15 protein-coding genes, 1 tRNA gene and 1 pseudogene are annotated in these 12,913 nt (G+C 43.9%); 7 read left to right on the forward strand and 10 right to left on the reverse strand.

Going from position 1 to position 12,913, the window contains the following annotated elements:
- A partial coding sequence (locus AC3A14_RS21425; protein WP_487779152.1) for a hypothetical protein occupies positions 1 to 609 on the reverse strand: 609 nt, incomplete at its 3' end.
- Positions 610 to 816: 207 nt separating this feature from the next.
- A complete protein-coding gene (locus AC3A14_RS21430) occupies positions 817 to 1,335 on the reverse strand; it encodes a hypothetical protein (protein ID WP_487779153.1) in 519 nt (172 codons plus the stop codon).
- Between the two features lie 291 nt (positions 1,336 to 1,626).
- Between AC3A14_RS21430 and AC3A14_RS21435 the strand changes: the two genes are divergently transcribed.
- Positions 1,627 to 1,842, forward strand: coding sequence for a hypothetical protein (locus AC3A14_RS21435; protein WP_318735625.1), 216 nt, complete (start codon positions 1,627 to 1,629; stop codon positions 1,840 to 1,842).
- 729 nt (positions 1,843 to 2,571) lie between these two features.
- On the opposite strand, the gene AC3A14_RS21440 is transcribed toward AC3A14_RS21435, so the two are convergent.
- On the reverse strand, positions 2,572 to 2,790 hold the full coding sequence (locus AC3A14_RS21440; protein ID WP_318735623.1) for a hypothetical protein: 219 nt from the start codon (positions 2,788 to 2,790) through the stop codon (positions 2,572 to 2,574).
- Between the two features lie 245 nt (positions 2,791 to 3,035).
- A tRNA-Ala gene (locus tag AC3A14_RS21445) sits at positions 3,036 to 3,108 on the reverse strand.
- Positions 3,109 to 3,245: 137 nt separating this feature from the next.
- Here AC3A14_RS21445 and AC3A14_RS21450 point away from each other — a divergent pair.
- From AC3A14_RS21450 to cheB, 3 genes are all read left to right on the forward strand, one after another.
- Positions 3,246 to 4,322 carry a RuBisCO accumulation factor 1 gene (locus AC3A14_RS21450; protein WP_318735621.1) on the forward strand — a complete coding sequence of 359 codons (1,077 nt, stop codon included), beginning with the start codon at positions 3,246 to 3,248 and terminating at the stop codon, positions 4,320 to 4,322.
- The gene (locus tag AC3A14_RS21455) at positions 4,319 to 4,810 is read left to right on the forward strand and encodes a P-loop NTPase family protein (RefSeq protein WP_318735620.1); all 492 of its coding nucleotides are present in this window, start codon (positions 4,319 to 4,321) and stop codon (positions 4,808 to 4,810) included. Before AC3A14_RS21450 ends, AC3A14_RS21455 begins: the two co-directional genes overlap by 4 nt.
- 139 nt (positions 4,811 to 4,949) lie before the next feature.
- A complete protein-coding gene (cheB, locus tag AC3A14_RS21460) occupies positions 4,950 to 6,044 on the forward strand; it encodes a chemotaxis-specific protein-glutamate methyltransferase CheB (protein ID WP_318735618.1) in 1,095 nt (364 codons plus the stop codon).
- 11 nt (positions 6,045 to 6,055) lie between these two features.
- Here the strand turns inward: cheB and AC3A14_RS21465 are convergent, their stop codons facing one another.
- The 4 genes from AC3A14_RS21465 to AC3A14_RS21480 form a co-directional block, all read right to left on the reverse strand.
- On the reverse strand, positions 6,056 to 7,039 hold the full coding sequence (locus AC3A14_RS21465; protein WP_318735615.1) for a helix-turn-helix domain-containing protein: 984 nt from the start codon (positions 7,037 to 7,039) through the stop codon (positions 6,056 to 6,058).
- 350 nt (positions 7,040 to 7,389) lie between these two features.
- The gene (gene zds, locus AC3A14_RS21470) at positions 7,390 to 8,817 is read right to left on the reverse strand and encodes a 9,9'-di-cis-zeta-carotene desaturase (RefSeq protein WP_318735611.1); all 1,428 of its coding nucleotides are present in this window, start codon (positions 8,815 to 8,817) and stop codon (positions 7,390 to 7,392) included.
- A 58-nt stretch (positions 8,818 to 8,875) separates the two neighbouring features.
- The gene (locus AC3A14_RS21475; protein ID WP_318735608.1) at positions 8,876 to 9,376 is read right to left on the reverse strand and encodes a PIN domain-containing protein; all 501 of its coding nucleotides are present in this window, start codon (positions 9,374 to 9,376) and stop codon (positions 8,876 to 8,878) included.
- 4 nt (positions 9,377 to 9,380) lie between these two features.
- A complete protein-coding gene (locus tag AC3A14_RS21480) occupies positions 9,381 to 9,626 on the reverse strand; it encodes a UPF0175 family protein (protein ID WP_318735606.1) in 246 nt (81 codons plus the stop codon).
- A gap of 202 nt (positions 9,627 to 9,828) precedes the next feature.
- Here AC3A14_RS21480 and AC3A14_RS21485 point away from each other — a divergent pair, with 202 nt between their 5' ends.
- On the forward strand, positions 9,829 to 10,188 hold the full coding sequence (locus AC3A14_RS21485) for a nucleotidyltransferase family protein (protein WP_318735603.1): 360 nt from the start codon (positions 9,829 to 9,831) through the stop codon (positions 10,186 to 10,188).
- A pseudogene (locus tag AC3A14_RS21490) lies at positions 10,175 to 10,387 on the forward strand (HepT-like ribonuclease domain-containing protein); the annotation flags it as partial. The gene AC3A14_RS21485 and the pseudogene AC3A14_RS21490, both read left to right, overlap by 14 nt.
- 16 nt (positions 10,388 to 10,403) lie before the next feature.
- Here AC3A14_RS21490 and AC3A14_RS21495 read toward each other — a convergent pair.
- Positions 10,404 to 10,628 (reverse strand): hypothetical protein, encoded by a 225-nt coding sequence (locus AC3A14_RS21495; protein WP_413039261.1) that lies wholly within the window; start codon positions 10,626 to 10,628, stop codon positions 10,404 to 10,406.
- A 184-nt stretch (positions 10,629 to 10,812) separates the two neighbouring features.
- Here AC3A14_RS21495 and AC3A14_RS21500 point away from each other — a divergent pair, with 184 nt between their 5' ends.
- Positions 10,813 to 11,772 (forward strand): 3'(2'),5'-bisphosphate nucleotidase, encoded by a 960-nt coding sequence (locus tag AC3A14_RS21500; RefSeq protein WP_318735598.1) that lies wholly within the window; start codon positions 10,813 to 10,815, stop codon positions 11,770 to 11,772.
- Positions 11,773 to 11,935: 163 nt separating this feature from the next.
- On the opposite strand, the gene AC3A14_RS21505 is transcribed toward AC3A14_RS21500, so the two are convergent.
- Positions 11,936 to 12,373 carry an Hsp20/alpha crystallin family protein gene (locus AC3A14_RS21505; protein ID WP_318698914.1) on the reverse strand — a complete coding sequence of 146 codons (438 nt, stop codon included), beginning with the start codon at positions 12,371 to 12,373 and terminating at the stop codon, positions 11,936 to 11,938.
- Between the last annotated feature and the right edge of the window lie 540 nt (positions 12,374 to 12,913).

Consider the following 12,913-nt stretch of genomic DNA (forward strand, 5'->3'; position numbering starts at 1 on the left):
ACTATCAATCAAAGCAAATTTCCTAAAACCAACCAGATTCTGAGGAGACTTGGCATAGAAAAACCGGGGGGAAACTTGCTGGTCACCCGCACCATAAGCCCAATCATCAAGGGCAATGTCCAACCGGGAACAGTTGAAATCGCCAAAGGGAAAAAGCTGGCCCAAAAACAACAACTGGGAAGCTAAATCAGGAAAAACCGACAGCGATCGCCCCTTGAACTGAATGGCGAACCGAACCCTCTGTTCATCGAACTCCTCATCCTGAACTAGGGAATAAGCAATATAAGTCGATCGGCCAACACTGAGAATATGGGAACCGTAGAGAGTCCCAACTCGCCCCCCAGCATCGGGATAGTCCAAAAATTCATCCTGGAGACAGATTTGAAGAAATGTAACGAATCGTTCAAAATCATCCAGAGACATTTGCGACTGCAACGTAAGCCAATCAAGCCTTACAGAAGAAGAGCTATCAATTGAAGATTGATTACTCTGCTTATTAGACTCTCTATCAGTAGGGGAGTCGGAAATGAGATTTGGCGATCGCTCCGCTGCGCTCGCAAGCTCGCGCAAGCGATTAGCAGTTGCGCCGAAATTTGATTTTTTCATCATTCTTTAAGAATAAAGGTATAAGCTTATGATAAACGAGGTATACCTGAAGAGTTAATATAATCACAATACTTAATGAAATTATGAGGGATAACTCTGATGCGTAGCAGATAGAGTTATCCCTCTGAAGTGCGCTACTGGAAAGACTTACAGTAATCAAACTGACTAAGCGTAAATTCAATTTGTAATCATATTGTTATCACACAGTTATCATTTTTTTATGGGATGAGCGGCCCACATATGAGTTATTTTCTTTCCTCTAGGTTCTGTGCCCCAATACCAAATAGTGCACCACTCATCATGAACTAGTGTTTTGAAGTTAGTTTTCATTTCATGACTAGGTGTTTGGTCTTTTCTTCTATACCTTAAAGAATTCCTAGTTGCATGTGGCATTATTTCAGCCATAGCAGATTCATTCAGTAGATATTTGGGGAATTTATCACAATTATCAGTAATGTTATCACTGTTCTCCATTTCCTGACTTTCTTCTGGAATTAATTTGTTATCATTAGTGTTATTAAGCATGTTATCGCTAATTGATAATTGTTTAACCTCAATTCCCTCTATTTCTTTCTTTGGACTCTTAAGTTTCTCAATTTCCTCCCAAAGAGACTCAATTTCTGTCTCTAGTCTCTCAACTCTTTCCACTTTTACCTCACCTGACTTAATAGGCTCAGGGCAATCTAGATAACTCCTTAAAGCTGCAATCATCAACTCAGTGCGAGTCATGCCACAAGAATTGCAGTGTTCAGTGAGGCGATCATGTAGGTCTTGAGGAATGCGTCCAGATAGGAAAGGGTTTCCACTCATTGTTATCACTCTAATTATCACTTTGATATCAACACGATAACATATGTGATTACAAAATGATAACATAGTTGTAGTGGCCAGCAATAAGATAGCCTCAAATCAGCAATAACGATATTACCCATTCCCTAGCGCACAGCGCTATAGCGGCTACAAATCAAGCCAGAAGTAAGTTTAACCTAAAGAATAAAACTGAGAAAGGAGGGCTTTCTAATGTCTGAATGCGGTGCGTGTGATGGCTCTGGTCAATTTTTAATTTTGCAATCTGCTGATGGTGGTGAGTATGCAACTTGCCCTTGGTGTAACGGCACTGGAATTGAACTTACTTCTCTCCCCCCCTACCAAATTGAATTAATTGAACAAGAGATGGCATTTATTCAGTCCGATCGCTCTCTTCCCCTTTGTGAAAGTGACCGCGATTATCCCTAGGTGTAGCAGCCAGCAATAAGATGGAACCGATTAGAGCAGAACGAGCAACAGTAACTTTCTTTGAAGGACTGGCTTCCACAAGCCTTCAGAAGAAACGGAAGGACACTCAAGGTATTGCAGGGTCTTGGTTTCACAACCCTTCAGTTGGAAGTAATTGTTGGAAGAGAAGATGTATCTGGTGCTTCTAAAGTCAATACTATCTCGTTGGATGACTTTAATCAAATAAGCATTAGAAAAAATTATTAGCTGTCATTATATCAAGAATAAATAGATACAAAGCGCCAGCAATTGTATTGAATATTAATATCCAGAATAATTTATCTGAATTGATTGAGGATTCTTTTAAATATTGCCGTGTCGAAACAATATATCCATTCCAAAAAAACATTAATCCTATTCCTACAATAGCTAGCCATTGAATTGTTTTGCAATCACATTCACTGAACATTAGATTAACCTAAATTTCAAAACTACATATTAGGAAAAAATTTGAGCGCAAGGAAATAAAGTATTAACCAGAGAATGACTAAGAAAGTAATTGATAAAATAAATTGAAAAACAAATTTCGCGACCATCATACCAATATATCGATCGTGTAAATAAAGGATGAATAAGCTGAAAAGAAGTACACCAAAAGTAGCAATTAGAGAAGCCATTTATTAATCCTAAATTCCGAAGTGTAACAAGAGAAGATGAACGGCAATATCAAGAGAGGAAATCAAGAGAAAATTAACAATAGCAGAAATCAAATTGAGATTTAATGGAATCAATTTTAATTTGAGCAAGAAACACCTGAGCTTCAGAAAAAGAGGAAAAAGAGGCAATATCAACCACATTTTTTGGTTGATTACCAACAATCCTCATACAACCACGAACAACAAATACAGAACCATCACGAACACCATAACTAATGATGTCAAAGTAATCGAAAGAGGAATAATCAACCATTACTAAAACACAAAGTATTCAAATATAAATTACTAACTCTATAGCCATAGAGTCAGGGAAAAAGGGCAAAAATCCGCCAAAAGTGGTACAGAATTGGTACAAAAATCTCAAGCCGAAACCAGCGCCCAGAAAGGATTTGAGCGAAAAGAAGCCACCAAAAGCACCCCCAAAAGTGGTACAAAATTGGTACAGGAGTATTTTCAAAGCAATTCCCGAAATCGCTGAAAGCCTTGATATAACTGGGATGGAGCTAACCGGACTCGAACCGGTGACCCCCTCAATGCCATTGAGGTGCTCTACCAACTGAGCTATAGCCCCTAAAGTCCATTTACTATCTTGCCTTGATCAGAGGTTAGTTGTCAAGAGCTAAACCCCAAAAAATTTCTGCTCTAGGCCGATCGCCCCCCAGAAAGGGATAAAGTAATCAAAAGATCGTTGAGTGAAGAATCACGGCTATGAGTTATTCCCCCTATTCACCTCCCAATGTAGAACCCATTGATGCAGATGCCTTGCTGCTGCAACTGCGCCGAAAACAAGGTACATGGGTTGAGTGGGGACAGGCCTGTAGCCAATTGCAAAAGGCAGGATATGCACCCGATCGCATTTTTGAAGAAACTGGATTTGAACCCGTACAACAAAATCAGGTGATGGTTGCAGCCCAAGTCTACACCAGCTTAACCAAAGCTGAAATTAAAGAACCAGTGAGATCGCACTTTAACCAAAAAGGCTCAGATCTTCTCTACGAATTCCGCATCCTTACCCAACCCCAACGGGTAGCGGCTGCTGAATTTAGCCTGGATCATAACCTGGATGCCGATCAAGCCCATGAACTGGCCAAAGCAATCAAAGACTTCTCCCGCAGTAGTTCGTCCGCTGAAGGTTTTTCGCAGCATCCCGGAGATATTATGGCCCATCAGTGCTGGAAAAGCGCCCGCCAACACAAAGACATTCAAGAGCGATCGCGCCTAATTGCGAAAGGTCTGCGTTACGCCCAGAGTAATACTGCTCGCCAACATCTGGAACATCTGCTCACAGATTTTACCGTCGTTCCCCAAAAAAGTGCCCCCAGATTACCCGTATATCGACTAGAATCGGCTGACGAATCGCCCCGGGTGATTCCTGTCGTTGGTCAATTTCCCCTCACCCTAGAGGATTGGAAAGCCGTACCCTTGATTGAAGCCCTTGACCCATTTGGAGTGGTTCGTAGTCAAGGAGCATCGGCCTTTGTCGCAGTTCCCGGATGGTCGATGATCCGAGCAATGGGCGATCCGATTGCTCTCTTAGCTCACAGTGATGAACTCCCTGGATCACTATCCGAGAATTCAGAACCGGTTTTAATGTTAGTGGATCGCCAGGAGCGACAATGGGATAGCGATCGCTATTTTCTAGTAGACATCGACGGTCAATTAGAACTTCAATGGTGGGAAACGGAACCCGATCAACCCCTGTTAGCACAATTGGTCTTAATCATGCGCCCCCATCGTATTCTAGACGAGGACTTTACCAAAGAACTCTGGCAAATTGAAGAATGAGAATGATCCTTCTTGGTAATGCTGGTGCAGGAAAAAGCACCATGGCCCGTCGCTTAATTAGCGATCGCCCCATTCCCCGCCTATCCCTGGATGAAATTGCCTGGAATCCGGGGCCAGAACGAAAACCCCTCAATGAAAGTATTACCCTATTGCTCTCGTTTATCCAGGATAATCAACAATGGGTAATTGAAGGTTGCTATGCTGATATTATCGAAGCCGCCTTACCCTACTGTACTGAATTGCGCTTTCTCAATCCAGGCATAGCAACCTGTATTGATCGCTGTTACCAACGGCCTTGGGAACCGGAAAAATTTGCTTCTCCCCAAGAACAACAAGCCATGCTTCAAGTTTTGGTCGATTGGGTCAAAGAATACGAAACTCGCAGCGATGAATACGGACTATCCCGCCATCGTGCCCTTTACGATCAGTTTTGTGGAGAAAAACAGGAGTTTACCCATATTGAGCAGTATTATTCGGAGTTAATATAGCAGAGTAACGGTAAAGTGAGGACACTGGGAAATCTATCTTGAAACTGAACTACTTTTGCCCTATTCCCTACTCTCCACTGCCTACTCTCCATCTCCTCTACAAAGTTTCCCTAAATTCCCCCTGTTGGAGTAACTTTGAATGCCGATTCGAGTCATTATTGTTGAAGATTCTCCCATTGCCCTGACCATCCTTAAGCGGATGCTCAACGCCTCTCCAGATATCGAGGTAGTAGGTACAGCTCGTACTGGAAAAGAGGCGATCGCCCTTATTCCTAAAGTTGATCCCCAAGTCATTTGTACGGACTTACACATGCCAGAAATGGATGGGTTAACCTTAACCGAAGAAATCATGTCTACTCGCCCCAAACCGATTTTAGTCATTAGTTCTTCAGTGCGCGAACAGGATACCCATCAAGTATTTAAAGTTTTAGAAGCAGGAGCAGTAGATGTTTTTCCTAAACCGGAAGGGGGACTAGGGGTAGACTCCGATCGCATTCAACAAGCTTTAATTAATAAGGTGAAAATCTTAGCAGGAGTGTCTGTATTTACGAACCGTAAACGCTCTCCACAACCGGTGAATGCTTTTGTCCCTGTCACCCCAACCCAATCTGTAGTCGTTTCTACTCCTCCCTCTCGGTTTTCCCGTCCTAAACGGCAGTTTAGAACGACCCATCTGGGACTCATTGCCCTAGGCGCTTCAACCGGTGGCCCGCAAGTATTAGAGCAAATTTTAAGCCAATTTCCGGCAAATCTCCCTGTTCCAGTGATTTGTGTGCAACATATTAGTGAAGGTTTTTTACAAGGGTTTATTGACTGGCTCTCCAATCGCTGTTCTCTTCCCGTGAGCATTGCCCGAGCAGGCGATCGCCCCCAACCTGGCCACATCTATTTTTCCCCAGAACGTTCCCATCTGATCTTCGATCGGATGGGCTGTTTTGTTTACAGTCGCACCGTCGGAGGTGGAGGGCATTGTCCCTCAATTACAGTAACCTTTAATTCAGTAGCTCAATATTATAGAAATCGTAGTATTGGCGTGTTACTGACCGGAATGGGACGGGATGGAGCCGATGGTCTGTTGTCTATTTTTCAGGCTGGAGGCTTCACTTTAGCCCAAAATGAAGCCAGTTGTGTGGTGTTTGGGATGCCCAAAGAGGCGATCGCCCTCGGTGCCACGCATCAGGTTTTACCTCCAGAAGCCATTGCCACTGCCATTTTAAGGAAATTGGTTGTCTAGTTCCCTATTCCTTATCCTTGTGGATCGCTGACCACTTCAGGTGAGGGAATATCGGAGTTAGATAGGGAGTCAGCAGTATAAGACTTTTTCTCAGATTCAGGAACAGAGAGTTGTGGGGCTTCAGGAGGTTGTTCCTGGGCTGCACCAGAGGGTGCATCACCGTATAACCAAGCGAGTCCTCCAACAGCACCAGCCATTAATGCGGTATACCCTAAATATAGATGAGCAGGTTGTAAGTAAAATCCCTTGCTTTTTTGGGTATAAAGAGAAGACCAAGACGGAACTACGGAATGGGTCAGATCGGGTTCTGGGAGACTCGAAAGGAGGCGTTGACTGTCTAAACCAAGGACAATACTGAGGCGACGGACAAAACCATGCAGGTAAATTTCTTCAGGTAGATGCTCGAAATCACCGGCTTCTAGTGCTTTAAGTTCATGGATAGGGATACGGGTTAAGGCATGGAGCTGATCGAGGGAGAGAGCGCGCCCTAAACGCGCTTGTTGCAGTTGCTCGCCAATTTGTTTCCAACCAGCTTCCCGCTCTTGTTGTATCTTTTGTTGTGCTAACTGTGCTTTAGAGAGTTTCTGGGGGCGAGATACAGGGGCTTTGACTGATGGAACTATACCTGAATCAACAGAACTGGTCTTTTGATGACTTACCCCACGGGTTGGACTCAGTTGAGCGCTACTCTTCGGGCTAGTTACAGGAGAGATCGCTGCTGAAGGACGTACCGGTTCACAAGACTGGTGTTGATATTGACAAATAAAGTGTTGCAACGAGATCTGAATTGCTTCTCGTCCCATGGCTTTAATCAACATTTGTAGACCATCAACTCCTTCTCCGAATTGATCTTGGAGACTTTTCAGAGTGCGACGATAGACCTCAGAATGGTGGAGTTGAGCTTCGATTTGACTCAGGAGCGATCGCAACTCTTTCGGGGAAATTCCCAAAATGGCACAGGCTTCAACACTTAAAGATTTAGGGCTATTGGTCATGGTTTGCTGTCTCCGTTTACTGGTTTAACCCAACCCATCCGATCGGCAAATGGGGAATTAACTGAATAATCTCCCTTCCTTATTCGTAAATTTTGCTCTATCTCCGGATATTGATGGAGAGTAGGAAGGAGGAGTCGGGAGTAGGGAGACATGGAGATACGGAGAACTGAAAAAATGGAGACATTGATACAGTAATTTCCCCTGATATGCGATACATCGAATGGCAGATTTTAAAGATAGCCAAAATAGCTCACTCAGTAGATTCAACCATAGGTTGAATCTACCATTCCCCCATGGAGAGCGCAAAGCTCTGTATCGCAGATTATCAGGGTAAAGTGAGATAAACTACCTTAAGCCAAAATAGCCTGAGCCGCTTGTCTTCCTGAAAGGGTTGCACCTTCCATGCTATCGATATAATCTTGCTGGGTATAACTTCCAGCCAGGAAAAAGTTTGGAATCGGAGTTTTCTGCGCTGGACGATAGGGGTCCATTCCCGGCGCTTCCCGATACAAAGATTGGGCCAGTTTAACCACAGAATACCAGGTCATCTTCAGATTGCGGGAAGAGGGGAAGAGATCTTGCACTTGTTTGAGGACATGATTGGCGATCGCCTCATTACTTTCCCGAATAAACGGATCGCCAGGTGTTAACACCAACTGTAACAGTGAGCCTTGTCCTTCCCGATAATAATCTCCGGGACTTGCTAGAGCTAAATCAGCAAAACAGGAAAAATCAGCATCCGCCGTATACAATAAATTATCAATTCCAGCCGCTTTTTCTAATTGCTTGCGTTGCTGTTCATCATTCAATTCCGTCACCCAACCATCAAAGCGCAATTGCACCGTAGCGACTGGAACCGTATCCAACTTATAGATATTATCGAACTCCGGCCACTTACGCCAATCTGAGGGCAAAAGCTTTTGAATTCCCGGTACATCACAGGCACAAACATAGGCATCAGCCGTAATCGTTTCTTCCCCTTCTCCATCGGCAACCACTAAGCCAGTGACTTCAGTTTTACCGTTACTTTCTGTGAATTGAATGTCTCTCACCCGGCGACGGGTATAGATTTTTGTCCCCCGTTCTTCTAAATAGTTCAAAATCGGTTTATGTAGATATTCATGGGGCGAACCTTCCAACATTCTTAGCACTGAAGCTTCCGTTTTTGCCGCGAAAAATTGGAAGATAGTGAGCATACAGCGAGCCGAAATATTTTCTGTATCGATAAATCCTAAAGCATAGGCAATGGGGTTCCACATCCGCTTCAGGGAACCATTCGAGCCGCCCTGTTTGCGAAACCAATCGGCAAAACTGATAGAATCTAGGTTGCGAATTGTCCTCATCGCCCCATCAAAATCTACCAAACCGCGTACAATAGGACTGGTTGCTAAGGCGATCGCATTCATCGCCTTATCCTGAACCGAAAGTTGGGATGTAGTGAAAAAAGCCTTCAAACCATTAAACGGCGCACCCACCGGAAACCGGAAATCCAACGCTCCCATCATTCCCCCCTGGTTGATGAACGTATGGGTATGTTCCTTTAAACGCAGATTCTCAAACGCACCCACCTTCCGCATCAAAGCAAACAAATTGTAATAGCAGCCGAAAAACACATGCAATCCCATTTCAACATGATTGCCGTCCGCATCCACCCAACTGCCAACCTTTCCACCCACAAAGGCGCGGGATTCAAATATTTCCACCTGATGACCAGCATCAACCAATTCAACGGCAGTAGATAAGCCAGCTAAACCTGCCCCAACAATGGCAACACGCATCGAACGTCCTAAATATCCTTAACAGTTTCTTTACAGATTGTAACAGAGTTTGGGGAGGCTATATCCCCTTTTCCCCCGCAGTCCCTAGAACTTCTTGATATAAAGCCTCGCTGATGCGAAAATTTGCTTCGTTAATCAGGCGATCGATAATGGGTCGAATTTCTGATACCCATCCCCGATGCTTTGATACCAGCAAAATTCCTAATAACCCGGTAATTGATAAACCTAAACGTAAAGCTTCCCTACGTCCGAGACGTTCATCAATTAATAGCTCGTCTACGTTCAATTCTAAAGCTAAAGCGATCGCTTCCGACTCTCCTAAGTCTAAATGATACTGATTTTGCAGCTCTTCAATCAGGGGTTGATTACTGGGTTGATAAATCTCGATCCAATCTAGGGATAACGCAATTGCAATGCGTGTATCTTCCTGGCTACCTCGCTCTAGTTCAGCAGCTACTGCTGGAGGAATAAAGACTTGTCCGTAAAGCTGTTGGAGCAAGGAAAGATAGCCAATAATGGCCAATCCATTTAAGGATGACGTATCACTGACAACAATCATCCCCTTATAACCATCCCTTAGATCTCAAATATTGAATATCTGCTTGCCATTCTTGCACGTCATAATGGATATTAATTCCGCGTTCAGCGATCAACTTTTGGAAACCTATCTGGGATAAATCTAGGAGTTCTGCTGCTTTACCTAAACTAATTTTATCCTGCTGAAATAAGACTAAAATCAGTTCTTGCAGAAGTTCTGCTTCCGATAGTCCACTGGCTTTAACAATTTCTTCTGAAATCACTAAACTCATACCATAATCTTCCTCTGCCTCCTCTCCAACCCAGAAACCAGGTTTCTACTATAGTAAACCTAAATGTGCGATTCGTTCAGTCCAAAAGTGGAAGGAAATCCTTGAAACGTAGGACTGGCAGTCTCATATCCGGTTTTGAATGGGAGGGGGAGATGGTAACATCTCTCTCGACCCCTAATGAGTTATATAACGACTGTCCCATATGACTACCCAAATGAGCCGCGCCAGCAATGCAGAGCATTATAGCCCAATTTATGAGCGCCTAGGAACTACCCCGGAACACCTGACAGAGTTTTGCCAACGTTGGTCTATCATCGAACTGGCATTATTTGGTTCCATTCTCCGGGATGACTTTAATGCTGATAGTGACGTAGATATTTTAGTCACCTTTAAATCCAATCACTCTTGGGGTTTAGAATTTATCCAAATGCGAGAACAACTCTCTACTCTTTTTCATCGCCCTGTCGATCTGATCGCGCGAAAAAGTATTATCAATAGTCCGAATATGCTCCGTCGCCAGAATATCCTCAATTCGGCAGAGGCTATCTATGTCCAAGAATAAACAAGCATTAATCGATATTCTTACAGCTACTGAGCAAATTCTCAGGTATGTTCAAGATACCACACCAGAAGACTTTCAACAAGACGATCAAAACCAGGCAGCTATTTTATATAGAATCATTATTATTGGAGAAGCAACCAAACGACTATCTACTGAGTTTCGTCAAAAATATCCAATAATTCCTTGGCGAGAAATGGCTGGACTACGAGATGTGGTTATCCATGATTATGATGATCTAGATTTTGAAATTCTGCGGGAAAATCAGGGACTCCTTGATAAGATAAGATTGCCTCTGGCCATTGACAAGTTAGAATCGGTGGCGTTGGTATCCTGTGGCGTAATACTTGCAGAATCAATGTGGATAGGGGAATATTAGATTGCTCCGCTTGACGGATGAGGTCTTGTTCGAGATCTGGCGGTAAGTCGATCGTAATTTGCATCAATAATTTTCCTTAATTTATCCCTCTTGTGCTGATATTTTATCACACTCTACTCCCCAGAAATCAGGTTATACTCAGGAGAAATAATAAGCTGCATACAGCTAGGATATAGTGACAGAAGTCCATAGCTCTTGCGAAGATAGAGACGATATGTTCAAGAAATGACAACTTATTTAAGGCAACTATGTCCTACGATCGCGAAAAACAGGTAGCCATGGAAGCGGCCATCTTAGCCGCCAAACTCTGTCAGCAGGTACGCCAAGACATTCCAGAGGCGATCGAAAAACACGATAAAAGTCCCGTAACCGTCGCAGATTACGGCTCTCAGGCTATTATTTGCAAAGCCCTCAGAGAAACCTTTCCCAACGATCCCATCGTCGGGGAAGAAGATGCAACCGAGCTACGCAAACCGGAAATGGCCGATACCCTCAACAAAATGCTCGGTTATGTGCAAAACATCATCCCCGATGCCACCGCCGACCAAGTAACCGACTGGATCGACCGCGGAAATGGCTCCGTATCCCCCCGATATTGGACACTAGACCCTATTGACGGTACAAAAGGTTTTTTACGTCAAGATCAGTATGCTGTGGCTCTAGCGCTCATTGAAGATGGGGATATCAAGGTCGGGGTTTTAGCCTGTCCCGCCATGCCCGTCGAAGGCTCAGAACCCGGTATGCTCTACATTGCCGTGCGTGGAGAAGGGGCACAAATGAGGCCCTTAGCAGGGGGAGAATTACAAACGATCCATGTAGTGAGTCCTGATGATCGAGAAAACATGCGCTTTGTCGAAAGCGTAGAAGCCGCTCACGGGGACCAATCTCGGCAAAATGCCATGGCTCAAGCCGTCGGTATTACTACTCCATCCGTGCGTGTGGACTCCCAAGCCAAATATGGTATTGTTGCATCTGGAAAAGCTGCCCTCTACCTGCGCTTACCCTCTCCCAAATATCCCGATTATCGCGAAAATATTTGGGATCATGCGGCTGGTGCAATCGTCGTAGAAGAAGCCGGAGGTAAAGTTACCGATATGCATGGACAACCCCTCAATTTTGCTGATGGGCAGAAAATGATGAATAATCGGGGCGTTGTTGTCAGTAATGGCGTGTTGCACGAGAAGATTATCGACGTTTTGAAAAGTTAATTTCCTCAAGGGACGAGTTCACTCAGATCGGGTAAGGAAAACCAAAGATCTCGTGAACCCGCCCCTAAATCTTAGTGATATAGCAGTGAACTCGTTAAGTTAGGACGGTTAAGTTATGGTTTGAGGCAAGGGATTTCCAGCCCCTTGCCTAGCCCAAATTACCTTAACCCACTTTCACTTTAACGACCTTATGTTGTTCTTCTTCAACCTTCGGTAAAGTCAAGTGCAAAATTCCATCCTTATATTCCGCTTCCACATTATTATTTTGAATGCGGTTCGGTAAAGGAATCACTCGTTGAAACTGACCATAGCGAAACGCAGAGCGAGTTACACCTTTCTCTTCAGTGGTTCTTTCGCTGCGCCGTTCGCCAGAAATAGAAACCGCTTCAGCCGTTACTTGAATATCGAGATCGTCCGGTTTCATTCCCGGAACTTCTAATTTAATTTCAAATGCTTCAGGGGTTTCATGAAATTCAGCCGCCGGCAAGAAATTCCCTGGATTAGAGGGGACTTCTTTGGGCACTAAATCATCAAACAAGCGATTCATTTGGCGTTGTAAGGTATCGATTTCTCGGAAAGGTTCCCAACGAACTAAAGGCATACTGTTAATCTCCTAAACAAGTTACTTGGGTTTGATGAATTCAATCTAACAAACTGGCGCAAACTGTCAGGTTCGGTTTTTCTCCATTGGTTGAGGTAAGTCTCCGAACTTTCTAACGGAGAGCAAGAAAAAACCGATTCCTAAACTTAGGAACCGGCTTAAACATCAAGAGAATTCTAGAAAATGGCATAACCCTCATGGAGGAATAAAAGAACCCTTGGGTTACTGCGTTTTCAATGGGGCTTACTCTTAGGCTAGCGAATATAATTAAGCATCTCAGTTCGGTTCTCTGCTAAACGGCGATCGCAATCTCCGCACTTTCGATTAGACTGTACACAAACCACTGGTCAAAATTCCCGATCGAGATAGTTTTAAGATTTGCTCCTGCGCTCCTTCATCATTCTTCCGTTTCTGGTTCAAATCTTTACCGCTCTTTATTGGCAATCCGATCGTCAATGATTATCTGCACTGCTATTAATTTTTAACTATTAATTTTTAAATGGTTAATTGCTCCTTCACCGATTACCATGAGTCTTGCAG

The organism is Roseofilum sp. (assembly GCF_982964205.1).

Excerpts from the sequence above, each read along its gene's own strand:
- AC3A14_RS21430 (WP_487779153.1), bottom strand. The coding sequence starts at position 1,335 with ATGACTCGCACTGAGTTGATGATTGCAGCTTTAAGGAGTTATCTAGAT.
- AC3A14_RS21435 (WP_318735625.1), top strand. The coding sequence starts at position 1,627 with ATGTCTGAATGCGGTGCGTGTGATGGCTCTGGTCAATTTTTAATTTTG.
- AC3A14_RS21440 (WP_318735623.1), bottom strand. The coding sequence starts at position 2,790 with ATGGTTGATTATTCCTCTTTCGATTACTTTGACATCATTAGTTATGGT.
- AC3A14_RS21450 (WP_318735621.1), top strand. The coding sequence starts at position 3,246 with ATGAGTTATTCCCCCTATTCACCTCCCAATGTAGAACCCATTGATGCA.
- AC3A14_RS21455 (WP_318735620.1), top strand. The coding sequence starts at position 4,319 with ATGAGAATGATCCTTCTTGGTAATGCTGGTGCAGGAAAAAGCACCATG.
- cheB (WP_318735618.1), top strand. The coding sequence starts at position 4,950 with ATGCCGATTCGAGTCATTATTGTTGAAGATTCTCCCATTGCCCTGACC.
- AC3A14_RS21465 (WP_318735615.1), bottom strand. The coding sequence starts at position 7,039 with ATGACCAATAGCCCTAAATCTTTAAGTGTTGAAGCCTGTGCCATTTTG.
- zds (WP_318735611.1), bottom strand. The coding sequence starts at position 8,817 with ATGCGTGTTGCCATTGTTGGGGCAGGTTTAGCTGGCTTATCTACTGCC.
- AC3A14_RS21475 (WP_318735608.1), bottom strand. The coding sequence starts at position 9,376 with ATGATTGTTGTCAGTGATACGTCATCCTTAAATGGATTGGCCATTATT.
- AC3A14_RS21480 (WP_318735606.1), bottom strand. The coding sequence starts at position 9,626 with ATGAGTTTAGTGATTTCAGAAGAAATTGTTAAAGCCAGTGGACTATCG.
- AC3A14_RS21485 (WP_318735603.1), top strand. The coding sequence starts at position 9,829 with ATGACTACCCAAATGAGCCGCGCCAGCAATGCAGAGCATTATAGCCCA.
- AC3A14_RS21495 (WP_413039261.1), bottom strand. The coding sequence starts at position 10,628 with ATGCAAATTACGATCGACTTACCGCCAGATCTCGAACAAGACCTCATC.
- AC3A14_RS21500 (WP_318735598.1), top strand. The coding sequence starts at position 10,813 with ATGTCCTACGATCGCGAAAAACAGGTAGCCATGGAAGCGGCCATCTTA.
- AC3A14_RS21505 (WP_318698914.1), bottom strand. The coding sequence starts at position 12,373 with ATGCCTTTAGTTCGTTGGGAACCTTTCCGAGAAATCGATACCTTACAA.